At 67.4% G+C, this 22,977-nt stretch carries 18 protein-coding genes; 10 read left to right on the top strand and 8 right to left on the bottom strand.

The genetic code is table 11. The features are described 5' to 3' along the window. Nucleotides 1-137: 137 nt before the first annotated feature. From ACM0PK_RS17320 to ACM0PK_RS17310, 3 genes are all read left to right on the top strand, one after another. Nucleotides 138-3,731 (top strand): autotransporter domain-containing protein, encoded by a 3,594-nt coding sequence (locus ACM0PK_RS17320; RefSeq protein ID WP_414607799.1) that lies wholly within the window; start codon nucleotides 138-140, stop codon nucleotides 3,729-3,731. 123 nt (nucleotides 3,732-3,854) lie between these two features. Beyond that, complete coding sequence (locus tag ACM0PK_RS17315; protein ID WP_049415280.1) at nucleotides 3,855-4,631, top strand: AMP nucleosidase; 777 nt, start codon at nucleotides 3,855-3,857, stop codon at nucleotides 4,629-4,631. A gap of 43 nt (nucleotides 4,632-4,674) precedes the next feature. Beyond that, a complete protein-coding gene (locus ACM0PK_RS17310) occupies nucleotides 4,675-5,214 on the top strand; it encodes a DUF924 family protein (RefSeq protein WP_005419210.1) in 540 nt (179 codons plus the stop codon). Between the two features lie 120 nt (nucleotides 5,215-5,334). On the opposite strand, the gene grxD is transcribed toward ACM0PK_RS17310, so the two are convergent. Beyond that, nucleotides 5,335-6,261, bottom strand: a complete 927-nt coding sequence (gene grxD / locus ACM0PK_RS17305; RefSeq protein ID WP_414607800.1) for a Grx4 family monothiol glutaredoxin — start codon at nucleotides 6,259-6,261, stop codon at nucleotides 5,335-5,337. Between the two features lie 59 nt (nucleotides 6,262-6,320). On the opposite strand from grxD, the gene ACM0PK_RS17300 reads away from it, so the two are divergent. Further along, nucleotides 6,321-7,100 (top strand): polysaccharide deacetylase family protein, encoded by a 780-nt coding sequence (locus ACM0PK_RS17300; protein WP_088497401.1) that lies wholly within the window; start codon nucleotides 6,321-6,323, stop codon nucleotides 7,098-7,100. Nucleotides 7,101-7,224: 124 nt separating this feature from the next. On the opposite strand, the gene ACM0PK_RS17295 is transcribed toward ACM0PK_RS17300, so the two are convergent. The 3 genes from ACM0PK_RS17295 to ACM0PK_RS17285 are packed head-to-tail and all read right to left on the bottom strand — an operon-like array spanning nucleotide 7,225 to nucleotide 9,844. Continuing rightward, a complete protein-coding gene (locus ACM0PK_RS17295; RefSeq protein WP_414607801.1) occupies nucleotides 7,225-7,944 on the bottom strand; it encodes a class I SAM-dependent methyltransferase in 720 nt (239 codons plus the stop codon). Between the two features lie 4 nt (nucleotides 7,945-7,948). After that, complete coding sequence (locus ACM0PK_RS17290) at nucleotides 7,949-8,566, bottom strand: SGNH/GDSL hydrolase family protein (protein ID WP_414607802.1); 618 nt, start codon at nucleotides 8,564-8,566, stop codon at nucleotides 7,949-7,951. A 3-nt stretch (nucleotides 8,567-8,569) separates the two neighbouring features. After that, nucleotides 8,570-9,844 (bottom strand): pyridoxal phosphate-dependent aminotransferase, encoded by a 1,275-nt coding sequence (locus ACM0PK_RS17285; RefSeq protein WP_252745077.1) that lies wholly within the window; start codon nucleotides 9,842-9,844, stop codon nucleotides 8,570-8,572. A gap of 114 nt (nucleotides 9,845-9,958) precedes the next feature. Between ACM0PK_RS17285 and rsgA the strand changes: the two genes are divergently transcribed. Both rsgA and ACM0PK_RS17275 read left to right on the top strand, forming a co-directional pair. Further along, complete coding sequence (gene rsgA / locus ACM0PK_RS17280) at nucleotides 9,959-11,068, top strand: ribosome small subunit-dependent GTPase A (protein ID WP_414607805.1); 1,110 nt, start codon at nucleotides 9,959-9,961, stop codon at nucleotides 11,066-11,068. 123 nt (nucleotides 11,069-11,191) lie between these two features. Next, nucleotides 11,192-12,445, top strand: coding sequence for a flavohemoglobin expression-modulating QEGLA motif protein (locus tag ACM0PK_RS17275; RefSeq protein ID WP_053501008.1), 1,254 nt, complete (start codon nucleotides 11,192-11,194; stop codon nucleotides 12,443-12,445). Nucleotides 12,446-12,892: 447 nt separating this feature from the next. On the opposite strand, the gene ACM0PK_RS17270 is transcribed toward ACM0PK_RS17275, so the two are convergent. The 4 genes from ACM0PK_RS17270 to ACM0PK_RS17255 all read right to left on the bottom strand — a co-directional run bounded on the left by ACM0PK_RS17270 (nucleotide 12,893) and on the right by ACM0PK_RS17255 (nucleotide 18,698). Beyond that, nucleotides 12,893-15,187 carry a TonB-dependent receptor gene (locus tag ACM0PK_RS17270; RefSeq protein ID WP_072167607.1) on the bottom strand — a complete coding sequence of 765 codons (2,295 nt, stop codon included), beginning with the start codon at nucleotides 15,185-15,187 and terminating at the stop codon, nucleotides 12,893-12,895. Nucleotides 15,188-15,389: 202 nt separating this feature from the next. Next, complete coding sequence (gene phbB, locus ACM0PK_RS17265; RefSeq protein ID WP_188240619.1) at nucleotides 15,390-16,130, bottom strand: acetoacetyl-CoA reductase; 741 nt, start codon at nucleotides 16,128-16,130, stop codon at nucleotides 15,390-15,392. Nucleotides 16,131-16,154: 24 nt separating this feature from the next. Beyond that, nucleotides 16,155-17,483, bottom strand: a complete 1,329-nt coding sequence (locus tag ACM0PK_RS17260; protein ID WP_005419191.1) for a CitMHS family transporter — start codon at nucleotides 17,481-17,483, stop codon at nucleotides 16,155-16,157. A gap of 75 nt (nucleotides 17,484-17,558) precedes the next feature. Beyond that, on the bottom strand, nucleotides 17,559-18,698 hold the full coding sequence (locus tag ACM0PK_RS17255; RefSeq protein ID WP_414607806.1) for an OprO/OprP family phosphate-selective porin: 1,140 nt from the start codon (nucleotides 18,696-18,698) through the stop codon (nucleotides 17,559-17,561). A gap of 242 nt (nucleotides 18,699-18,940) precedes the next feature. On the opposite strand from ACM0PK_RS17255, the gene ACM0PK_RS17250 reads away from it, so the two are divergent. From ACM0PK_RS17250 to ACM0PK_RS17235, 4 genes are read left to right on the top strand one after another with little or no spacing between them, the layout of a single operon-like run. Continuing rightward, nucleotides 18,941-19,630: a response regulator transcription factor gene (locus ACM0PK_RS17250; protein WP_014038433.1), complete on the top strand. Its 690-nt coding sequence runs from the start codon at nucleotides 18,941-18,943 to the stop codon at nucleotides 19,628-19,630. Next, nucleotides 19,623-21,014, top strand: a complete 1,392-nt coding sequence (locus ACM0PK_RS17245) for a sensor histidine kinase N-terminal domain-containing protein (protein WP_414607803.1) — start codon at nucleotides 19,623-19,625, stop codon at nucleotides 21,012-21,014. The genes ACM0PK_RS17250 and ACM0PK_RS17245 overlap by 8 nt, the downstream gene beginning before the upstream one ends. Then, the gene (locus ACM0PK_RS17240) at nucleotides 21,011-22,066 is read left to right on the top strand and encodes an ABC transporter substrate-binding protein (RefSeq protein ID WP_069139221.1); all 1,056 of its coding nucleotides are present in this window, start codon (nucleotides 21,011-21,013) and stop codon (nucleotides 22,064-22,066) included. The genes ACM0PK_RS17245 and ACM0PK_RS17240 overlap by 4 nt, the downstream gene beginning before the upstream one ends. 28 nt (nucleotides 22,067-22,094) lie before the next feature. Further along, nucleotides 22,095-22,745 carry a response regulator gene (locus tag ACM0PK_RS17235; RefSeq protein ID WP_414607804.1) on the top strand — a complete coding sequence of 217 codons (651 nt, stop codon included), beginning with the start codon at nucleotides 22,095-22,097 and terminating at the stop codon, nucleotides 22,743-22,745. Nucleotides 22,746-22,977: the final 232 nt, after the last annotated feature.

The following is a 22,977-nucleotide window of genomic DNA, read 5'->3' as shown; positions in this document are numbered from 1 at the left end:
GATTTGTGAAGGAAATATTAACGTTGGATGAAACAATGGGCTGATTACGTCTTGCGCTGACCTGTATCACCAGCTTACGCACCTGCTCCAACGACGGAGCCGGGCCCGTACCTTTCATGGAATCAAGGACGCAACCGATGACTGCTGCAAAGCTCCGCCGTTCGACCGTTTCGCGCCGTTCCTTCCTCCCCTCGCCGCTGGCGTCGGCCATTGTCGGTTCGTTGCTGGTGGCCACCGCACTGCCGGTACTGGCCCAGGACAGTGACGACGCCCTGGCCCGTTACCAGCTGCAGCGCAGCCTGCAGTCGGCGTTCGCCGCGCACAGCGGGATGAGCGACTCCGCTCCCGCGATGATCGCTCCCTCGGTAGCGATTCCGGTGGCGGCGCTGGCTCCCAGCGCCGGTGCTTCCGCGGAGCCGGTCATGGGCAAGCCCGGCGACGCTGCGAGCTGGCGTACCAGTGAATTCGAACTCGACTGGGGCCTGGCTGCGATCAATGCCGACGTGGCCTATGCGCGCGGGCTGACCGGTGCGGGCATCCGCCTGGGCGTGTTCGACAGTGGCACGGGTCTAGACCATCCGGAATTCGCCGGCAAGGACAACCGCAGCATCCGCATCGCCGATCTGATGGCTGACGGCACGCGCTGCACCAACACCACCGCAGTGCGTGGGCCGGCGGCCTGCTTCGCCAGTGATGGCGATGACGTCCAGATCAGCTATGTCGGGTACAACGCCAACGTGCCCGACAACATCCGCAGGATCATCGAGTCGGGCCCCTATGTGCAGCCGGGGATGCAGTTCGAGATCCATGGCACGCACGTTGCTGGCACCATCGCGGCGAACCGGGACGGAAGCGGCATGCACGGTGTGTCCTTCGGTTCGGACCTGACCGTTGGCCGGCTGTTCTCCGACAGCATCCGCGAGTGGCAGCGCACGGCGACTGGCTACTCGGTCGTGACACTGGGCGCGATCGGCCCGAAAGTCAGCGCCTTCCAGGACCTGTATGCCCAGATGAACGCGCAGGGCGTGCGTGCCATCAACCATAGCTGGGGCCTGGTCACGGAACCGACGACAGCGACGGACATGGACGCGATCTACAACGACCCGGACGACCGCCAGTACCTGAACACCTTTGCCGACGGATCGCGTGCGCGCGGGATGATCCAGGTGTGGGCGGCCGGCAATACCAGTTCGGTCATTCCGACGCCTGCGCAGAGCCCCATCGCCGGCCTCTACGCCACGCTGCCGCGCGCATTCGCCGACATCGAGCCGTACTGGTTGAGCGTGGTCAACGTCGGTACCAATCTGACCCTGAGCAATCGTTCCAACAAGTGCGGCCTGAGTGCCAACTGGTGCCTTGCCGCACCGGGTTCGGACATCGTATCGACCGCCTATGGTGATGATTCCAGCCTGGCCGGCAGCGTCGGCATCGACGCCAACGGCAACGTCAGCCTGGACATCCAGCAGCGCGTGCCTACCTATGGCTATGCGCTGCTGAGTGGAACCTCCATGGCCGCGCCCCACGTCACCGGCGCGCTGGGCCTGCTGTTTGAACGCTTCCCCTATCTGGACAGCGCTCAGGTGCGCGATGTGCTGCTGACCACGACCACCGATCTGGGCGCGCCCGGCATCGACGACATCTACGGTTGGGGCCTGTTGAACCTGGCCAAGGCCATCGAGGGTTACGGTTCGCTGCGCGTGGACACCGACGTGGTGATGAACCAGCGTGCCGGTGGCCTGAAAGTGTGGGAAGGCGATGCCTGGGACAACTGGACCAACGACATCGGCGGCCCCGGCAAGCTGACCAAGAGCGGCATCGGCTGGCTGCGCTTGAGCGGCGACAACAGCTTCAACGGTGCGCTGGTGCGCGAGGGCGTGCTGGAACTGGATGGCGTCAATACGCTCACCGGAGCGGTGGACGTGGCCGGCGGCAGCTTCCTGCTCAATGGCACGTTGAAGAACACTGCGTTGAACAGTCAGGGGGGCGCCAGCCATATCAACGCACGCGGTGTGCTGGATGGCTCCGACCTGAACGTCAACGGTGGCGTGGTCATCTTCGACGGCGTGCAGCGCGGCGCCCACACCTCGGTGGCCGCGCAGGGGACGTTCGAATTGAACGGAAGGCTGGAAAACAGCGCGTTGACCAGCCTGGGCAACAGCCGTGTGAATGCAGTCGGGGTACTCGCAGGCTCCGACCTGACCGTCAACGGTGGCGTGCTGTCGTTCAACGGCACGCAGACCGGTGGTCACACCCTCGTTGGCCCGAACGGCACACTGAAGGGCATCGGCCAGCTGGGCGATACCACCGTGGCCGGTATCGTTGCACCGGGCAACTCGATCGGCACGCTGACCATCAACGGCGACTACGTGCAGACCGCCACCGGTGTGTACCAGGCCGAGCTGGCCCCGGGCGGGCACAGTGACCAGTTGCGCGTCACCGGTACCGCCACCCTGGCCGGCACCCTGATCGCCCTGCCGGAAGCGGGCACCTATTACCTGGGTGAGCAGTTCAACTTCATCCGTGCCGACGGCGGAATCCGTGGCCAGTTCGCCACCACCGACTTCAGTGCGTTCTCGCCGTTCCTGAAATTCGGGCTGTCCTATGGCACCGGTGGCGCGCGCATTGAAGTCACCCGTGGCAATCCGCTTGCCAGTGCCGCCAGTACCGACAACCAGCGCGCGGTGGCCACTGTGGCCGACCGGCTGGCGGTCAACCAGGGCCTGCCGCGCCCACTGACCCTGCTGTTCCCTCAACAGGTAGGCGCTGCACTGGACGGCCTCAGCGGCGAGCTGCATGCGGCCACCGCGATGGCCCTGGTCGAGGGCAGCCGCTACGTGCGTGATGCCGCACTGTCGCGCCGCGTCGGTGTACGCGCGCCGGGAGCAGACGGCGACGCCGCCACGGGGGTCTGGGTACAGGCCATCGGTGGCAGCACCACGCTGGACGGCAATGGCAACACCGCACGCACCGAAGCCAACAGCAGCGGCCTGCTGGCAGGCGTGGACCGCGAGATCAACGGCTGGCAGGTGGGCATGCTGGCCGGTACCGGCCGTACCGATGCCAAGCAGCAGGAAGGACGCCGTGCGCGTGCCAAGGTCGACAATACGCACCTGGGGGCCTATGCCAGTCACGACTGGGGCGCCTTCGGCCTGCGGGGGGGCCTGGCCTGGAGCGAGCATGAGGTGAAGAGCACCCGTGAGCTGGCCTTCTCCGGTTACAGCGATACGCTGGCGGCACGCTATGACGGCCGCACCCGCCAGGCGTTCGTCGAGGCGAGCTATCGCTTCGGCGGCCGCGAGGCGGGGCTGGAACCTTACCTGCAGCTCGCACGTGTGGAAGTGGACATGAAGCGCGTCAACGAACGCGGCGGTGCGGCTGCACTGCAGGGTGAGGTGGACGATCTGCGTACCACCGTGGCCACGGCCGGCCTGCGTTTTGACAAGGGCCTGAAGGCTTCGTTCCAGCAGGACAGCTGGCTGCACCTGCGCGGTGGCGTCGGGTACCGTCATGCCAGCGGTGACCGCGACCCGGCGGCCCGCTTCGCCTTTGCCACCGGCAGCGACAGCTTCGTGGTCAGCGGTGCCCCGATGGCTGACAGGACGGTGGTGGCCGAACTGGGGCTGTCGGCATGGTTGACCGCACGCCAGCAGCTGGAGCTGGGCTATAGCGGCCAGTATGGCGACGAAAGCCGTGACCACAGTGCCAACCTGCGCTGGTCGGTGCGCTTCTAAGCCGCCGGTGACCGCAGGGAACCAGGAGGGCGGCCGCAGGGCCGCCCTTCTTCGTTGCCGGCCCAGGTGTGGGTTGGCCCGTGCACGCCTACAATGGCGGCCCCACGCCGTACCGGACCGCCCATGAAGAGCAAGCAGGAAATCGTCGACAACTGGCTGCCGCGCTACACCGGCGTGCCGCTGGACCAGTTCGGCCAGCACATCCTGCTGACCAACTTCGGCGGCTACCTGCACACCTTTTCCGAGCTGACCGGTGCGCCCATCATCGGCCTGGACCGGCCGATGGCCAGTGCCACCATCGACGGCATCACCATGATCAACTTCGGCATGGGCAGCCCCAATGCCGCAATCATCATGGACCTGCTGTCGGCAGTGATGCCCAAGGCGGTACTGTTCCTGGGCAAGTGCGGTGGCCTCAAGCGCAAGAACCAGCTGGGTGACCTGGTGCTGCCGATCGCGGCGATCCGCGGCGAAGGTACGTCGGGCGACTACCTGCCGCCGGAAGTGCCAGCCTTGCCGGCGTTTGCGCTGCAGCGTGCAGTCTCGACCATGATCCGCGACCTCGGCCACGACTACTGGACCGGCACCGTCTACACCACCAACCGCCGGGTCTGGGAGCACGACGAGGCCTTCAAGGAGCGGCTGCGGGCGATGCGCTGCATGGCCATCGACATGGAAACCGCCACGGTGTTCGCGGCCGGTTTCGCCAACCACATTCCCAGTGGCGCGCTGCTGCTGGTGTCGGACCAGCCGATGATCCCCGACGGGGTCAAGACCGAGGCTTCCGATGCCAAGGTCAGCTCCCAGTTCGTGGAAAACCATATCCAGATCGGTATCGAGGCGCTTAAGCTTATCCGGCGCAACGGCAAGTCGGTCCGCCACCTGCGCTTCGATGAATGATGATGATGGCCTGGCGCGGCGCGCCGGCCCTGGGGAGTAGGTGATGGACGTTGCCGCGCAAGTGGTGGATTTCTGGAAAGAAGCGGGCCCTGCGAAGTGGTTCGCCCGCGACGATGCGTTCGACGCGCAGTTCCGCCAGTTGTTCCTGGATGAGCATTTCGCCGCCGCTTCGCGTGGGCGTGAACACTGGCTGGGCAGTGCCGAGGGCGCACTGGCGCTGATGCTGCTGCTGGACCAGTTCCCGCGCAACTGCTTCCGCGGTACTGCCCATTCCTATGCCACCGATGGCCTGGCCCGGCACTACGCCATGCGCGCCATCGAGGAAGGCCTGGACCTGCAGCTGGTGCCGAAGCTGCGCGCCTTCATCTACCTGCCGTTCGAGCACTCCGAGGACCCGTTGGACCAGGACCGTTCGGTGGCGATGTTCGATGTGCTGGGCGACAAGGAATACCTGCAGTACGCCGAGCTGCACCGCGACATCATCCGCCGCTTCGGCCGTTTCCCGCACCGCAACGCAGTGCTGGGGCGCATTCCCTCGCCGGAGGAACTGGACTACCTGGCCGAAGGCGGTTTCGCCGGCTGAAAAAAGGGGACGGAGGGGATTAAGTCGTTTGTGGCATAAACGACTTAATCCCCTCCGTCCCCTTTTTTTGGGGGCCAGATCCGCTTTCCGCAGGAAAGGGCGCTGACCCCGCGCCGTCAATCAGTACTTCGGCACGCCGTTGTCGACGTCTTCCGACCAGGCGTTGATGCCGCCGGTCACGTTGAACACATTGGTGAAACCCAGGGCGCGGAACTGCTCGGCGGCCTGCGCGCTGCGGCCACCGTGGTGGCACATGAAGGCCAGTGCAGTGTCCTTCGGCAGGGCTTCCAGCGCGGCACGGCCGTTGCCGTCGAAGGTCTTGAACGGCACGCCGACGGCGGCGATCTCACGTTCGTCGGCGGGGCGCACGTCGACCAGGGTGATGTTGCCGGCACGCACCAGGTCGTCGGCATCGCGCACGCTGATTTCCTGCACCGGCTTGGGCGCATTCGGGTTGTCGATGGCCAGGCCCTTGCCGCGGATGTCGTCCACCCAGTCGATGGTGATGCCGTTGGCGCGACGGGCACTGGCCAGGTCGAACTGCACGCGCAGGCCATTGGACTCGGCAGCGATGGCGCCTTCGTCGTGCGGGGCCAGCTGGAAGTTCGGCTGGAAACCGGCGTCGATGGACAGCTGCAGGGCCGCGCCCGGGGCATCGGCCAGCGCGCCCTTGAGCATTTCCACGGCGGCCGGGGTGACGGTGATGCTCGGCGGGGTACGGTCCGGCGCAGCCAGGCCCAGCACGCTGCTCAGCTCGCCGCTGGCGGCCATCTGCAGCACGATGTCGCTGCCGCCGACCAGTTCGCCGTCGATGTACAGCTGCGGGATGGTCGGCCAGTCGCCATAGGCCTTGATGCCTTCACGGATTTCCTGGTCGGCCAGCACGTTGACGTGGGCGAACTCGACGCCCAGGTCCTGCAGGGCGCCCACGGCCTTGGCCGAGAAACCGCACTGCGGCATCGACGGCTGGCCCTTCATGAACAGCACGACGCGGTTGGCGTTGAGGATGGATTCGATGCGCGAACGCAGGGCGGGATCGAGGGACATGGACGTCGGGGTTCCGGGAATTCGAACCATCGATTCTACCCCTCATGGCATCATGGGGGATGAGCAACGCAGGAACATTGCATCGCATTCCGACCCGGCCCTGGCGCTGGCTGCCCTGGCTGGTGGCGTCGCAGCTGCTGGTGATCCTGGTCTGGGCCCTGGCGGGCTGGCACTGGGGGGGGCCGCTGATGGTGGCCAGCCACGCGCTGTTTTTGGTGCCGGTGTTCCTGCCCAACAGTCGCTTCTATGCGCCGGTGCTGAGCCGGTTGCCGGATGCCGGCAACAGCGTCTGGTTGACCATTGATGACGGTCCTGGCCCGGAAACCCGTGCCGTGCTCGACCTGCTGGACCGCCACCAGGCCCATGCCACCTTTTTCCTGGTGGGCGAGCGCGCGCTGGCGCAGCCGGAACTGGTGCAGGAGATCCTGCGCCGCGGCCACGACCTGGGCAACCACAGCCACAGCCATCCGCAGGCGCGCTTCTGGCGGCTGGGCCCGGCGGCGATGCGCGCCGAGATCGAGGGCTGCCAGCACGCGCTGCAGGCGGTAAGCGGTCGCCCGGTGCGCTGGTACCGCTCGGTGGTGGGCATGACCAATCCGTTCGTGGCGCCGGTGCTGCAGCGGCTGGGCCTGGTCCGGGTCGGCTGGAGCGCGCGCGGCTTCGACGGCATCGGTTGCACGGCGCAGGGGGTGCTCGACCGCCTGCTGCCGGATCTGCGACCGGGGGCCATCGTGCTGCTGCATGAGGGGGCCGCCCACGGCCACAACCTGGCAATCATCGAGGGCGTGCTGAAGGCACTGGACGAGCGCGGGCTGAAAGCGCGGCTGCCGGTCCCGTAACGCCGGCCTTGGTGATGTAGAGCAGCCGGGCATGGGCTCGGCTCTACAAGGGGGCGCTACTGTAGCGCCCGAGCCGATGCTCGGGCGGCGGTGCGCAGCACCGGAAAAACGTCGCAGCGCAGCTCTACAGCGCGGGGCGTTGGGCCACCAGCAACCAGCTGTTGAATGGCGTGCGCCCATGCAGGGGACGCGGCGCCGTCACCTGCAATCCGGCCTCGGCCAGTGTCGCTTGCAGCACGTGCGGGTCGGGGTAGTGGCGCGGCCGCGTGCCCATCCAGCCGACCAGCCAGGCCAACCGGTCCGCCACCCGCGTGGTGCGGTCGCGACCATCGCCGGTGGCCAGTGGCGTGCGCAGCAGCAGGCGGCCACCGGCGGCCACCCGCGCGCTGGCCGCACGCAGCAGTGCCAGTTGTGGGCCCGCGTCCAGGTACTGCAACACATCCAGCAACAGGACGTGTCCGGGCTGCGCCGGCAGTGGCGCCTGAACGTCCAGGCAGTCGAAGCGCACAGCGTGCAGGCCGGTGGCGGCACGCTGGGCACGGGTGATCTTGCTGGCATCCACGTCCACGCCGAGGTAGGGGTGGGTGCCGCCGCGCTGGCGCAGCACATGGGCGAACAGCCCCAACCCGCAGCCCAGGTCCAGCACCGGCTGCCCGTCGTCGCGCAGATGCTGCAGCACGCCGTCATACAGAGGGTCGCTGCCGAGCTTGCCGCGGGTGTAGTAGTAGTCGCGACGGCTGCCCCAGGCCCGTGCCGGGCGGAACGCTTCGGCGATCGCGCGGGCCTGCGGGGTGGTCAGCGGTGTGCAGGGCAGGGGCGGGCCGTTCCGTGGCTTACCATCCATCGTATCAGTCCGTTCCACCGAGCAGGCGTGCGGCGACCGGCAGCGCGCGCGCGCTCCACAATGCGTACATCCGCGCCGACGGGTGCAGGCCGTCTTCGGCGATCATTGCCGGGTTGCCGCCCTGGTCACGGCTGATGTCGGTGATGTCGACGAAGGCCACGCCCTGCTGGGTGCTGATCACCTCGGCAGCTGCGTTGAACTCGTCGGTCTCGATCTCGATGGTGGCCAGGTCGCGGCCGCTGCCGGCACCGAACGGCGTCGCGCCCCAGTCGGGGAAGGACAGCACCAGCACGCGCCCGGGGCGGTCCCCGGCAAAGCCGATCGCCCGCTGCAGCAGGGCCTGGAACTGTACGCGGTACTCGTCCAGCGGCCGGCCGCGGTACTGGTTGTTGACGCCGATCAGCAGGCTGACGAAATCGAACGGGCCCTGGGGTGCAGCCGCATCGATGCCGGCGTCCAGCTCGTCGGTGGTCCAGCCGGTGGTGGCGATGGTCTGCGGGTCGGCCAGCGCCACATCCTGCGCACGCAGGGCGGCGGCCAGCTGGTGCGGCCAGCGGCCTTCGACGGCAACGGCTTCTCCGACGGTGTACGAGTCGCCCAGCGCCAGGTAGGACAGCGCCACCGCTCAGGCCACCGAACGGCGCGGCTTCAGCGGCACGACCTTGGTCGCGTCCTCGGCACGCCGGGCCAGCACGCGGTCAATGCGGGCGAACACATCGCGCATCACCGAGGCTTCCGGCAACAGGGTCACGCGGAAATGGTGGCGGTAGGGCACGTTGAAGCTGGAACCCGGTACCACCAGCACGCCTTCGTTGTTCATCAGGTCCAGCGCGAAGGTGTGGTCGTCAAAGCTCTTGGCAGCGGCACCGACCACGGCCGGGAACGCATACAGCGCACCGGCTGGCGCGACCAGCGACAGGTGCTCGCTGGCTTCGCAGGCGTCGATCACCGCACGGCGGGTTTCATACAGGCGGCCACCCGGGGTGCACAGTTCGGAGATGGTGTCCGGGCCGTTCACTGCGGCCTCGATGGCGTACTGGCCCGGCACGTTGGCGCACAGGCGCAGCGCGCCCAGCAGGTCCAGCGCGGCGCGGAAGTCGCCCAGGCGCGCGTCGTCGCCGCTGAGATGGGCCCAGCCCACGCGCCAGCCGCAGGCACGGTGCACCTTGCTCAGGCCGCTGAAGGTCAGGCACGGATGGTCGCCGGCCAGCGGCGCGACCGGTTGGAACACCGCATCGTCGTACAGGATCTGGTCGTAGATCTCATCGACCAGCAGCAGCAGGTTGTGGCGGCGTGCGATCTCGACCACGCGCTCCAGCAGTTCGCGCGGGTAGCTGGCGCCGCTGGGGTTGTTCGGGTTGATCAGCACGATGGCGCGGGTGCGCGAGGACACCAGCGTCTCGATCTCGCTCGGGTCCGGCTGGAAGCCGTTCTCGGCGGCGCAGCGGTAGTACACCGGTCGGCCATCGTTGAGGATGGTGGAGGCCGACCACAGTGGGTAGTCCGGCGACGGCACCAGCACCTCATCGCCCGGATTGAGCAGTGCGCGCAGCGACAGGTCGATCAGCTCGCTGACACCGTTGCCGACGAACACGCGGTCCGGGTGTGCATCCGGTGCGCCGCGGCGGGCGTAGTAATCGGCGATGGCTTCACGCGCCACCGGCAGGCCCTGCTGGTGGGTGTACGGGTCGGTGCGGCCCATGTCGTCGGCGATTGCGCGCTGCAGATGCTCGGGTGCGCGGAAACCGAAGTTGCCCGGGTTGCCGATGTTGAGCTTGATCAGCTTGCGGCCCTGCGCCTCCAGCTCCCGCGCTCGCCGGGCCAGTTCTCCGCGGATCTCGTAGCGCACTTCGGAAAGGCGCTCGCGGATGGCCAGGGGCTTGGGCGAAAGGGTGGACATGGGGGCTGGGCCGTCAAAAGGCATGGGGATTCCATCCTACCGGAATTGCTGCAGTGCATGGCAACGGCTCCGCGCCTGCCATTGCTGGGCTGGCCGGGGGCCGTCACAGGTAGAATGGCGGCGATGACCCAGACCCCCGATTTCATCGCCCTGCAGACCATCGGCTGGCCCTGGCCGGGCCCGGCGCAGCAGGCCGACTGGCAGGCCATGATGGCCGCGCACCCGCAGGCCCGCCCGGCGCGGGTGATCGAGCAGCACCGGACCCATTACGTGGTGGCCGATGGCCCGGATGCGGCGATCAAAGCGGAGTCACTGCCGGAATGGCAGCGCCCGCGCTTCCCCAGCCACGAGCGGCCCGCAGTGGGCGACTGGGTGCTGCTGGACGGCATCCGCATCGTTGCGCTGCTGCCGCGTCGCACCGCGATCAAGCGTGGCGCGGCGGGTGAGCACTACCACCAGCAGGTGATCGCAGCGAACATCGATACGGTGTTCATCGTTTGTGGCCTGGATGCCGACTTCAATCCGCGCCGCATCGAGCGCTACCTGCTGCTGGTCGGCGGTGGCGGCGCCGAACCGGTGGTGGTGCTGACCAAGGCCGACCAGACCGAGTACAGCGAGGATGCGCTGGCGGTGCTGGAAGAACTGGAGATGCAGGGCATCGCGTTGCATGCGATCAACGGCCTGGATGCCGACAGCGTGGCGGTGCTGCGGCCGTGGCTGGGCCCGGGCCGCACGGTGGTGCTGGTGGGTTCCTCCGGTGCCGGCAAATCCACGCTGACCAACACCCTGCTCGGCGAGCAGCGGATGAAGACCAACGCGGTGCGCGCCAACGATTCGCGCGGCCGCCACACCACCACCCATCGCGCGTTGATGCCGCTTCCGACCGGCGCCTGCCTGATCGACACCCCCGGCATGCGCGAGCTGAAACCGACCGGCGAAGAAACGCTGTCCGAAGGTGGCTTCGCCGACATCGAAGCGCTGGCCACGCAGTGCCGTTTCAACGACTGCAAGCACCAGCAGGAACCGGGCTGTGCTGTCCGCGCAGCGATCGACGCTGGCGAGATCGAAGAGAGCCGGCTGCTGAACTATTTCAAGCTGAAGGAAGAAGTGGCTGCCGCTGCCGCCAAGCTGGCGGTGCGCCAGGCCGAGACCGCGCAGGAACGTGGCGGCAGGAAGGGCAAGGGCCAGCAGTTCCGCCCGGCCGGAAAGCCGCGTAGGCGCTGACAGTGCAGCCGAGCGTGGGCTCGGCTCTACAAGAGATGCATCCCGGGACACCCTGTAGCGCCCGAGCCAACGCTCGGGCGGCGGCGCGCAGCGCCGGACATGGCAGGGCGCTATAGTCCGCGCATGGAACCGACCGCGACGCTGGACCGTGAGGTGGCCCACCATGCAGCGCTCGATGCGCGCCTGGTCGAGGCCGTGGGAGGCATCCGCCTGCTGGGGCTGACCAGCTGGCCTGCCACGCTGCAGGCCCCGTTCCTGGACAGCGTGGCACGTGGCCAGCCGGTGCTGCCGAAGGTGGATTACCCACGGCTGGACTTCAGCGAAGAACGTCGCGCGTTGGCTGCGATCGCCGCAGACTGCGATGACAGCCATCCGCTGGGCCACTACGTGCGCCAGTCGGCGCAGAGCTGGGACCTGGCCGCGCAGCTGCTTGAGGGGCTGGGCACTGCCGCCGTCGATACCTGTTCGGTGCAGCTGTTCGGCGCGCCCGAGCAGCCGTTGCCAGGCAATGGCCCGAGCACGCGCGAAGCGGCGCGTCACTTCATCCAGATTGCTGCCGAACTCGATCACGAACTGCTGGCGCCGGAAGAGCAGGTGCCGGTCTCGGCCATTGCCCTGCAGCTGCAGCTGCAGAATGACCTGGATGCGTTCTTCGAATCGCGCATCATCCAGGTGCAGCTCGATCCAGAGCTGGTGTCCAAGGCCGCTGCCGGCCCGACCCGCATCCGCCTGCGTACCAGTGCGCGCTTCAGCGCCTATGACCGCGCTCAGCTGTTCCACCATGAAGCGCTGGTGCATTCGCTGACCGCCTTGAATGGCCGCGAACAACCGGTGCTGCCCAGCCTGGCGTTGTCCTCGCCGCGGGTGACGGCCACCCAGGAAGGGCTGGCTACCTTCGCCGAACAGATCACCGGCAGCATCGACATCGAACGCCTGAAGCGAATCAGTCTGCGCACTGAAGCGATCGCGATGGCCCGCGAAGGCGCCGACTTCATCGAGGTGTTCCGCTACTTCTGCGATGCCGGGCAGAACGCCGAAGAGAGCTTTGCGTCGGCACAGCGCGTGTTCCGTGGGGTGCCGCCCCGTGGTGGCCTGGCCTTCACCAAGGACACGGTGTACCTGCGCGGCCTGGTGTCGGTGCATACCTTCTTCCGCCACATGCTGGCCGAGGACCGCCTGCAGGTCTGCCGCTGGTTGTTCGCGGGCAAGATGAGCCTGGCCGATGCGATCGCGTTCGCACCGTTGTTCGAGGCGGGGGTGCTGAAGCCACCGCGCTGGCTGCCGCATTGGGTGAGCCGGGCGAATGGGCTGGCCGGCATGCTGGCGTTTTCGCTGTTTGCCAACCGGATACGGATGGACCAGCTGGCGCCGGAATGAAATGCGTTGGCGGGATGATGCGCTGGCGCCTCGATTGATATCGCTGGGCGGCGGTGGCGCACCCTGGCCAGGACACGCCGTAAACCCATCCATGGGGGCTCGATCGGCGCATCCATGCGCCTCACGGTCCTGGCCAGGGTGCGCCACCGCCGCCAGACAGTTTCCCGCGCGGGCGGCAGCACATCACCGCGCCGAAGGGATTGCGCTTGAAAAGCTTGAAAAGCAAAGAGCCGGGCAATGCCCGGCTCTTCGCTCTTGCTCTTCTTTGTCCTCCGCACCGTGGCGCGGGAAACCGTCGAGCAGGGTCGGATGGGCCGGCGCAGGACCGTTGGCGCCATGGATGGCCCCATCGAGCCCCCATGGATGGGTTTACGGCGTGTCCTGCGCCGGCCCATCCGGCCCTGCCCCGCAGCGGTAATCAAGACGCCGCGGGGCAACGCTTTCGATTTAGAACTCCGCCGCCACCGTCATGAACAGCTGCCGCGGTGCGCTCGCATGGATCGCATAGCGCGTGCCCTTCGGATCGGTCGGTGCGAACGAGCTCAGCTGGCCGGCGTAGCGCTTGTTGGTCAGGTTGGTCGCATTCAACGACACCCGAACGTTGCGCAGGCCCAGGCCCGGGCCGAAGTCGTAGCCTGCACCGGCGTCGAAGGTGGTCACGCCCGGCACCGACTGGTCGTTGGTGTAGGTGTAGTAGCGCTTGCCGGTGTACTTGGCACGCAGGCTGGCGAAGAAGCCATCGCGGTTCCAGCTGATCTCGCTGGAGGCCATGCGCTGCGGCGTATCCACCGTGATCTTGCCGGCCACCGGCACGATCGCGCCGCCCGAGGTGTAGTCATCCTCGTAGGTGGTCTTGTTCCAGGACAGCGCGTTGTACCACTGCAGGCCGTCGATCGGCTTGAGGATGAAGGTCAGTTCCGCGCCGTGGCTCTTCACCGAACCGACATTGATGAAGCGCGTTACGCACTCCGGACGCGTGCCGACTTCGATGCTGGAACACGGGTTCAGCGACAGCAGGCGGTTGTCGAACTTCACGTTGTAGGCCGCGATCGAGGCCTGGTACTTCTCGCCGAAGGTACGGAAGCCGGCTTCCAGGCTCTTGGACTTCTCCGGCTCCAGGCCGGCGCTGGCTGCGAACGATTCCGGCGACACCTGCAACGGGCCACCGCTGCCGCCACCGACGAAGGCGGCGATGTTCTCGGCGTACGAGGCGAACAGTTCATTGTTGGCGTTGAGCTTGAAGCCCAGGCCCACCTGCGGCAGCACCGACTTCTTGGCGGTCAGCGTGCCCGAAGCGATGCTGGTTTCCACGCCCGGCTGAGCGGTGGCGCGCATGCGGGTGTTCGGGCTCTTGATGCCCACGTCCACGGTCAGGCGCTGGTCGAGGAAGCGCATGCGGTCCTGCACGTAGAACTGGCGCGTGCGGATGTCGAAATCCTGGTTGAACAGCAGGCGGTCCGGGTTCTTCAGGTACAGGTCGTCCAGGAACGGGCCGCTGATGTAGTAGAAGTTGCGCGACACGTTATGGTCGTTCTGCTCGTACCACAGGCCGGCCTCCAGTTCGTGGATGCCCACCGTCCACGACAGCGCGGCGGTCACGCCATCGCGGTTGATCGTGTAGTTGGTGCTGCGGATCGAAATCGGCAGCATCCTGTCGGTGCCCGGGTAGGACGGCTGGCCCGGTGCCCACCAGTGGCCCTGGCCACGGTTGTCGTGGTGGTAGGCCAGCAGCTTCAGGCGACCCTGCTCGCCCAGGCGCAGGTCGGCATCGACCGAATAGAGGTTGTCGTCGCGAAGTGCACGGCTCTGGTAGTACGCATCGTCGATGCTGTTGACGCCGCCGCTGAACCTGCAGCGCGCCTTGTTGTAGGTGCCCGGCGCGCAGTACGCAGCAGCGACGGCGCGGTCCCAGTCCGGTGCGTAGATGTTCCAGTCATAGCCCAGGCCGCGGGCCAGCATGTCCTTGGACAGGTAGGCGTAGTTGGCCTGGCTGGCGCGCGAGGTCGCCACGAACGCACCGAAACGGTGGTCGCCGACATTCCACACGGCCTTGGCGTTGAACTGGCGGGTGGTCTGGTTCTGGTACGGCGCGGCCCACATGTCCTGGTCCTGGTGCACGCCGGACACATAGGCCGAGAAGCCGTTGAGGTCGCCGGTATCCACGCGCAGGTAGCCACGGCGCTGGTTGTTGTCGCCGACGGTGACGCTGGCACGGCCACCGAATTCAGTGGACGGGTCCATCGAGAAATACTGGATGGTGCCGCCCAGGTTGCTGGTCGAAGCCACGCCCAGCGAACCGATGCCCTGCGACAGCTCGGCACCGGCCAGGTTCTCGGCAATGATCGCGCGGGCAATGCTCAGGCCGTTGTAGTTGCCGTAGCTGTTGTCACCCAGCGGGATGCCGTCCAGCGTATAGCCGAGGCGGCTCTTGTCGAAGCCGCGCAGGCTGATGGTCTGCGATTCCTCGTTGGCACCGAAGGCATCGTTGGACTGCACCGACACGCCCGGGAGGCGGTCGAGGATTTTCTGGCCACTGGTGCCCGGCGGCAGCACCTGCTTGTCGACGGTGGTGATGCGCTGCACCTGGCGGGTCTCGCCCTGGCCGATCACGGAGACGGTATCCAGCGTCTGCGCGCTCAGCGCGGCATCGGTGCTGGCGCCGGTATCGGCGGCGGTGGCGGCATGGGCGCTGGCGGCGGAGAGCGCGATCGCCACGGCGATCGTCAGGTGTCGGGTCTGCATGGTGGTCCGTTGCATGGGGGGTGGTCACCGGCACACGTGCGCGGTGCATGGCCACTATGCGAACGGAACATGAAACCTTCTTTACGAGAAACCAACGAACGACGCAGGCCCCCGTGCGTGTCCTGCAACCCGATAGAAAAAGGGGCCGGATCCCCCTCGCGAACGAAGATTCACCGGCCCCGCGCACTCCGTGGGGGAGGGCTCAACCCATGTACAGGCCACCGTTGACCGGATAGTCGGCACCGGTCACGTACGAGGCTTCATCCGAGGCCAGCCACGCGCACAGGCCGGCCACTTCCTCGGGCCGACCCAGCCGGCGCACCGGCACCGAGGCGGCCAGCCGATCCAGTACATCCGGCGGGAAGCTGCTGATCGCCTGGCTGGCGATGTAGCCTGGCGACAGCGTGTTGACGGTGACCCCGCGCGAGGCCACTTCGGCGGCCAGTGCACGGCTGAAACCGTGCATCGCGGCCTTGGCGGTGGCGTAGTTCACCTGGCCGATCTGGCCCTTGTGGGCGCTGACCGAACCGATGTTGATGATGCGGCCCCAGCCGCGCGTGGCCATGCCATCGACCACCTGCTTGGTCAGGTTGAACAGCGCATTGAGGTTGGAGGCGATCACCGCGTTCCAGTCTTCCACCGTCATCTGCCGGAAAAGAAGGTCGCGGCTGCCGCCGGAGTTGTTGACCAGCACGTCCACTTCACCGACTTCTGCACGGACCTTGGCGAACGCGGCGCTGGTCGAGGCCCAGTCGGTGGCGTTGCCTTCGGAGGCGATGAAGTCGAAGCCCTGTTCGCGCTGCTCGCGCAGCCAGTTGGCCTTGCGCGGCGAGCTGGGCGCGCAGCCGGCGACCACGGTGTGGCCGCTGCGGGCCAGGCTCTGGCAGATGGCAGTGCCGACACTGCCCATTCCACTGGTGACGTAAGCGATTCGAAGCGTCATTGCAGAAGGCTCCTTGGCAAAGGGTCAGGCGGCGAGGGGATACAGGCCGAACAGCAGGCTGCCGATCATCAGCAGCATCGAGATGGCAATGGCCCACTTCAGGGTGAACTTCTGGTGGTCGGCGAATTCGACCTTGGCCAGGCCCACCAGCAGGTAGGTGGACGGCACCAGCGGGCTGAGCAGGTGCACCGGCTGGCCGGCCAGCGAGGCGCGCGCCATTTCCACCGGGGTGATGCCGTAGTTGCCGGCGGCCTCGGACAGGATCGGCAGCACGCCGAAGTAGAACGCGTCGTTGGACATGAAGAAGGTGAACGGCATCGACGCCACGGCGGTGATCACCGCCAGGTACGGGCCCCACGACTCCGGAATCACCGCCAGGAAGCTGTGTGACATCGCCTCGACCATGCCGGTGTTGTTGAGGATGCCGGTGAAGATGCCCGCGGCGAAGATCAGCGACACCACCGACAGCACGTTGCCGGCGTGGTTGACCACGCGGCGGCGCTGTTCGGCCAGGTTCGGGTAGTTGATCACCAGGGCGATGGCGAAGCCGACCATGAACAGCACCGGCATCGGCAGCACGCCGATGATCAGCGCGGTCATCAGCGCCACGGTCAGGGCCAGGTTGACCCACAGCAGCTTCGGACGCTTGATGTCCTCGGCGTCTTCCACGGTCGGCAGCGGGTTGCTGTCATCGGACACGCTGTTGTCCATCCAGCTGCCGCCCTTGGGCAGGGTCACCACGCCAAGGCGACGGCGTTCCTTCAGGCCCAGGTACCAGGCCAGCAGCAGCACGCCGGCACAGGCGATCACCATCGACGGGATCAGCGGCACGAACACATCGGCCGGGTCCACGTGCAGCGCGGTGGCCGCGCGTGCGGTCGGGCCGCCCCACGGGGTCAGGTTCATCACGCCGCCGGCCAGGATGGTCACGCAGGTCATGTTCAGCGCGTTCATGCCGAGGCGCTGGTACAGCGGCAGCATCGCCGAGACGGTGATCATGTAGGTGGTCGAACCGTCGCCATCGAGCGAGATCAGCATCGCCAGCACCGCGGTGCCGAGCACGATCTTCATCGGATCGCCCTTGACGAAGCGCAGGATCACCCGTACCAGCGGATCGAACAGGCCGGCGTCGATCATCACCCCGAAGTAGAGGATGGCGAACATCAGCATCACGCCGGTCGGCGCGATCTTCTTGATGCCCTCCAGCATCATCTCGTCGATGCCGGCACCGAAGCCGCCGATCAGCGCGAACAGGATGGGGATGGTGATCAGGGCGACGAGCGGCGACAGGCGTTTGCTCATGATCAAGTACATGAACGTAATGACCATGCCAAAGCCGAGGATGCTCAGCATCATCTGCGGACTCCTTGCAAATACAGGATATGGGGGAGTGGAAGGGGGGCGGTCGGTTTGCCCGGGACAGCTGGCTTAGAAGTCGTACTGCAGGCGGCCGGTGACCGCGCGCGTGCGGTCCACTGTGACCCCGGCCAGGCGATCGCGATTGCGGCTTTCGATCACGTTGAGCATGAAGCGCAGGTTGTCGCGCAGGTACCAGTTGCCACCCAGCGTCCACGCTTCGGTGCTGCCACGGCGCAGGTCCGGCGCGCCATCGAGGTGCTGCGCGCCCCACATTTGGTCGTAACGCAGCGCCACTTCGAAGGCCCCAGCCTTGTGGCGGATGTCCTTGACCCGTGCGAAGCGGCCGGTCTTGCGGTCGTAGGCACGGCTTTCGCCGGTGACGAACCAGCTGAGCATGCCGTAGGCCGCCATCACGTCGCCGCGCTGGGCGCCATCATCGAAGGTGGCGCCACTGAACTCGCCCTGCCACGACAACGGGCCGCGCACCTGCGCGTATTCCAGCGACCACTTGTTGACGTCGGTATCGCGGCCGGCGGAGAAGTCGACCAGGGTCAGGCGGCTGTTGTCGGACAGGTGGCCGGCCGGGCGCGGGCGGATACGCAGGCCGGGCACGCCGTTGGCCCCCGGGTTGTCGTAGGCCTCGCGGGCCAGCGACAGGCCCAGGTGCAGCACGTCACCGTCGCTGGGCGAGGGCGCCCAGGTGACGCGACCACCCGCCGCGCGGCCCTTCACCTGCCAGGCGTCGATGCTCTCCAGGCTGTAGAGGCTGGCCGCCCAGGTGAAGTCACCCGGGTTGGCCTGCCAGGACGCACCCAGGCGGTACAGCGGCGCCAGCGTGGTGCCGGCGTTGCCGCGCTCCAGGAAGCTGCCGTAGTTGGAGCTGGTACGGTCATCCAGCGAGAAGTACTGCTTGAACTGGCCCACGGTCAGCTTGCCGGCCTTGCCGAAGCTGCGCGCCAGGTACACGTCCTTGGCCTCGACGCGGTCGCCGGAGAAATCGGCCTCCAGCTTGTAGTCGACCACGAAGAACCTGCCGGACACGTCCAGCCAGGCACGACGGATCTCGGTGTCATCCTTGTTCGGGGTGCCGCGGTTGTCGTTGTCGAAGGTGGCGAAGTCCAGGTGCAGGCGGCCACCGAGAGTGGCGGTGACCGGGCGGTCGTCTTCGGCAGCGAAGGCCGGCGCCGACAGGGCAGCCAGCGCCATCATGGCGGCAGGACGCCGCCAGGCAAACGTGAATTCCACAAACCCTCCCAGGTGCGCGCCAGGCGCGCGGCAATCGTGGGCACCGGACGGTGCGCGGCCGCAGTCTGGGTCGGGCAAGCTGTCATCGTCCTGTCAGCGGTTTGTGCGGTGCAGCGTAAATCCGGCCGCTGCGCTCACTGGGCCACACCCGGCAAGCGCGGCGGCGGCATGCGGTAGCATTCGGTTCCCCTCCCACCCGTGTGCCCATGCGCCTGCTGCTGGTCGAAGACAACCCGGATCTGGCCGATGCGATCATCCGCCGGATGCGCCGCAGCGGGCACGCTGTGGACTGGCAGGCTGATGGCCTGGCCGCCGCCAGCGTGCTGCGCTACCAGAGCTTCGACCTGGTGGTGCTGGACATCGGCCTGCCCAAGCTCGATGGCCTGCGCGTGCTGGCCGGCATGCGCGAGCGCGGTGACAGCACGCCGGTGCTGATGCTGACCGCGCGCGATGGCATCGAGGATCGCGTGCAGGCGCTGGATGTCGGTGCCGACGATTACCTGGGCAAGCCATTCGATTTCCGCGAGTTCGAAGCGCGCTGCCGCGTGCTGCTGCGGCGTGCGCGTGGCCAGGCCAGCGAAGTGGTGCAGATCGGCGGCTTCCAGTTCGACAACGCTGCGCACCGGGTCAGTCTCGACGGCGAACCGATCGAACTGCCCAACCGCGAGTACCGCCTGCTGGAGATCCTGGTCGGGCGCCTCGGCCAAGTGGTCGGCAAGGATGAGATCGGCAACGGCCTGTTCGGTTTCGATGACGAAGCGGGCCCGAATGCCATCGAGTTGTATGTTGGCCGCCTGAGAAAGAAGCTGGCCGGCGCACCGCTGCGCATCACCACGGTGCGCGGTGTCGGCTATCTGCTGGAAGCCAGCGACGCCAGTGCCGACGCCGATGGCTGACATGCGCGCTGCAACGGCCGCGCCGGGCTCGCTGCGGCGCACGCTGCTGCTCTACCTCGGCGTGCTGCTGGCGGTGTTCGCAGTGGCCCTGCTGTTCGCCGCGCGCGATTACGGCCAGCGCGCCGCCAATCGATCCTACGATCACCTGCTGGTGTCCTCGGCGCTGTCCATTGCCGATTCGGTGGCCCTGGTCGATGGCCAGTGGCAGGTCGATCTGCCGTATGCGGCGTTGGACCTGCTGGCGATGGCACCGGAGGACCGCGTGTTATACAGGGTGGCCGACAACCGCGGCAACCTGATCACCGGCTACGGCGATCTGCCGGCTCCGCCGCGCCGGCCCGGTACCCAGCCGCAGCTGTTCGATGCCACCTACAGCGGCGAAACCGTGCGCTTCGTGGTGGTCAGCCGCAGCTTCGCCGCCGCCTCGGCGCAGGGCGAGGTACAGGTCCAGGTCGGCCAGACCCGGCGTGCGCGTGAAGCGGTCGCGCAGGACATGGTCAATCGCGCGTTGCTGGCGATCGGCGTGCTGTCCGGGCTGCTGCTGGCACTGGTGGCGTTCGGCGTGCATCGCGCATTCCGGCCGCTGGTGCGGGTGGAGCGCGAGCTGTCGCGACGGGAGCCGTCCGACCTGAAGCCGCTGGATGCCCGCGTTCCGCGCGAGATGGACCAGATGGTGGCGGCGCTGAACCGCTTCATGGAACGCCTGTCCAGCAGCAACGAGACACTGCGCGCGTTCATGGCCGAGGCTGCGCACCAGATGCGCACGCCACTGGCTGCATTGCGCGCACAGGCACAGCTGGCGCTGGATGATGACGATCCGGAGGACATGCGGCGCAGCCTGCAGGCGATCGAGCGCAACGCCACCCATATGAGCCGGCTGCTGAACCAGCTGCTCAGCGATGCCAGCGTGATCCATCGTTCGCATCTGCAGCGCTTTGCAGCGGTGGACCTGGCCGAGACCGTGCACCAGGCCTTGCATGAAGCGCTGCCGCAGGCCGGTCCGGCGCCGCGCGTGCAGTTGGCGATGACCGCCGAACCGGCACTGGTGCACGGCGATGCGCTGCTGCTGCGCGAGGCGATCAAGAACCTGGTCGACAACGCACTGAAGTACGGCGGTGACGGCGACTTGCAGATTGCCCTTACCGTGGAAGGCGAGCAGGCCGTGCTGACCATCGCCGACCACGGCGCAGGCATCGCCCCGGCCGATGCCGAGCGCGTATTCGAGCGTTTCGCCCGTGGCGAAGGCGCGCCATCCGGCGGTGCCGGGCTGGGCCTGGCCATCGTCAAGCGCGTGGTCGACAGCCATGGCGGCCGCATTGACCTGAGCAACCGCCCGCAGGGCGGGCTGGTCGCCACCATCCGCCTGCCCCGGAGCAGTCCATGATCCGCTTGTTCGCGACGACTGTTGCGCTGCTGCTGGCCCTGCCGGTGTTGGCCGCGCCCGGCGATGTGCGCCGTTTTCCCGCACAGGGAGCGGCCACCGCGCAGCTGCGCATCCACGGCACCACCGACATCGAAGTGTTCGCGGTGGTCATCGCCGACTACCAGCGCCTTCATCCCGGCACCGAAGTGGTGTACGAGGACATCATCACCCAGGACCTGTACGCGCGTTACCTGCACGACCGTGGCGGGCCGGCATCACCGGACCTGTTGATCTCCAGCGGCATGGACCTGCAGACCAAGCTGGTCAACGATGGCCATGCGCTGCCGCACCGCTCGGCGCAGACCGCGGCGCTGCCGGCGTGGGCGCAATGGCGCAACGAGGCATTCGGCATCAGCTACGAGCCGGTGGTGATGGTCTACAACACCCGCGCACTGCCGGCAGCGAAGGTGCCGCACACGCGCCGCCAGCTGCTGGACCGGCTGCGTGCTGAAGGTGCACCGCTGCGCGGCAAGGTCGGCACCTATGACATCGAGCGCAGCAGTGTCGGCTACCTGCTGGCGACCCAGGACGCGCAGCGCGGCAGCATTGCCGGCGCGCTGCTGGGCGCGCTCGGCGACAACGACGTGGTGCGCGAGGAGCGTACTGGCGTGCTGCTGGACCAGGTGGCCAGTGGCCAGCTGTCGCTGGTCTACAACGTGCTCGGCTCCTACGCGCAGGCACGTGTCGATGCCGGCGCGCCACTGGCCATCATCGAGCCCGAGGACTACACGCTGGTGGTGCTGCGCACCGCGGTGATCCCGCGCACCGGCCCGCACCCGGAAGAAGCGCGGCGCTTCCTCGATTACCTGCTGTCGCCGCGTGGCCAGCAGGTGCTGTCGCGCGAGGCGCGGCTGATGCCGATCGTGACCGGCAACGCACGGGGTGACGATGCGCCCGGCCGCAGCCGCCGTCCGATCCAGCTCGGCCCGGGCCTGCTGGTGTACCTGGACGCGCTCAAGCGTCGCCAGTTCCTCGATGCCTGGCGCAGCAGCGTCGAGCCGGCCGGGCGCTGAGGCGGCGACCTGCCCGTACAATGGCGGTATGAGCGAATACACCATCCTGATCGCCGATGACCACCCGCTGCTGCGTTCGGCGGTGGTGCAGTCCTTGCGGCAGAGCCTGCCGCTGGCGCAGGTGCGCGAGGTGGCCAGCGCCGAGGCATTGGCAGAGGTGCTGGATGCACAACCGGACGTGGACCTGGTGCTGCTCGACCTGACCATGCCCGGCGCACACGGTTTTTCCGCGCTGCTGCACGTGCGCGGCTCGCATCCGGACATCCCGGTGGTGATCCTCTCGTCCAACGACCACCCGCGGGTGATCCGCCGTGCCCAGCAGTTCGGCGCGGCCGGTTTCATCCCGAAGTCGGCCCCGGCCGAGGCCATCGGCGAGGCCGTGCAGACGGTGCTCGACGGCGGCCTGTGGTTCCCGGCGATGGCCGCCGAGCGCTCGGAGGCCGATGCGCTGCTGGCCAGCCGCCTGGCCCAACTGACCCCGCAGCAGTTCCGCGTGCTGCTCTGCCTGGCCGATGGCCTGCTCAACAAGCAGATCGCCTACACGCTGGGGCTGGCTGAGAACACGGTGAAGGTGCATGTCACCGCCATCCTGAAAAAACTCGAGTGCCATAGCCGCACCCAGGCCGCGGTGCTGGTGAAGGCGCTGGAGCCTGAAGGCGACGCCGGCATCGGGCTGTAGTTTCCAGCCAACGGCACAGCCCCTCGTGGGTGGACACGTAGAGCAGTTCATGGGAGAGGCCGGGCAGGTTCCGTGCGCGTCCACCCACGGAAGAGAAAAGAGGATCAAAAGCAAAGGCAGCCTGGCAGGCCGCTTTTTGTAGCAACTGTCTTGTCAGGCGGAGGCCATCTGGGCCTCCGCGTCACGCTTGCGGGCGTTGAGGATCACCAGCATCTTGCGCATCACCGCGACC

The organism is Stenotrophomonas sp. FR010 (genome assembly GCF_047520755.2).
GTDB classification, from domain to species: Bacteria; Pseudomonadota; Gammaproteobacteria; order Xanthomonadales; family Xanthomonadaceae; genus Stenotrophomonas; species Stenotrophomonas sepilia.
This window is presented reverse-complemented; position numbering and strand designations above follow the sequence as displayed.

Coding starts and splice junctions, on each gene's coding strand:
- ACM0PK_RS17250 (WP_014038433.1), top strand. CDS start 18,941: ATGCGCCTGCTGCTGGTCGAAGACAACCCGGATCTGGCCGATGCGATC.
- ACM0PK_RS17320 (WP_414607799.1), top strand. CDS start 138: ATGACTGCTGCAAAGCTCCGCCGTTCGACCGTTTCGCGCCGTTCCTTC.
- ACM0PK_RS17300 (WP_088497401.1), top strand. CDS start 6,321: ATGAGCAACGCAGGAACATTGCATCGCATTCCGACCCGGCCCTGGCGC.
- rsgA (WP_414607805.1), top strand. CDS start 9,959: ATGGCGGCGATGACCCAGACCCCCGATTTCATCGCCCTGCAGACCATC.
- ACM0PK_RS17235 (WP_414607804.1), top strand. CDS start 22,095: ATGAGCGAATACACCATCCTGATCGCCGATGACCACCCGCTGCTGCGT.
- ACM0PK_RS17295 (WP_414607801.1), bottom strand. CDS start 7,944: ATGGATGGTAAGCCACGGAACGGCCCGCCCCTGCCCTGCACACCGCTG.
- phbB (WP_188240619.1), bottom strand. CDS start 16,130: ATGACGCTTCGAATCGCTTACGTCACCAGTGGAATGGGCAGTGTCGGC.
- ACM0PK_RS17285 (WP_252745077.1), bottom strand. CDS start 9,844: ATGTCCACCCTTTCGCCCAAGCCCCTGGCCATCCGCGAGCGCCTTTCC.
- ACM0PK_RS17275 (WP_053501008.1), top strand. CDS start 11,192: ATGGAACCGACCGCGACGCTGGACCGTGAGGTGGCCCACCATGCAGCG.
- ACM0PK_RS17270 (WP_072167607.1), bottom strand. CDS start 15,187: ATGCAGACCCGACACCTGACGATCGCCGTGGCGATCGCGCTCTCCGCC.
- ACM0PK_RS17255 (WP_414607806.1), bottom strand. CDS start 18,698: ATGATGGCGCTGGCTGCCCTGTCGGCGCCGGCCTTCGCTGCCGAAGAC.
- ACM0PK_RS17315 (WP_049415280.1), top strand. CDS start 3,855: ATGAAGAGCAAGCAGGAAATCGTCGACAACTGGCTGCCGCGCTACACC.
- ACM0PK_RS17240 (WP_069139221.1), top strand. CDS start 21,011: ATGATCCGCTTGTTCGCGACGACTGTTGCGCTGCTGCTGGCCCTGCCG.
- grxD (WP_414607800.1), bottom strand. CDS start 6,261: ATGTCCCTCGATCCCGCCCTGCGTTCGCGCATCGAATCCATCCTCAAC.
- ACM0PK_RS17260 (WP_005419191.1), bottom strand. CDS start 17,483: ATGCTGAGCATCCTCGGCTTTGGCATGGTCATTACGTTCATGTACTTG.
- ACM0PK_RS17245 (WP_414607803.1), top strand. CDS start 19,623: ATGGCTGACATGCGCGCTGCAACGGCCGCGCCGGGCTCGCTGCGGCGC.
- ACM0PK_RS17310 (WP_005419210.1), top strand. CDS start 4,675: ATGGACGTTGCCGCGCAAGTGGTGGATTTCTGGAAAGAAGCGGGCCCT.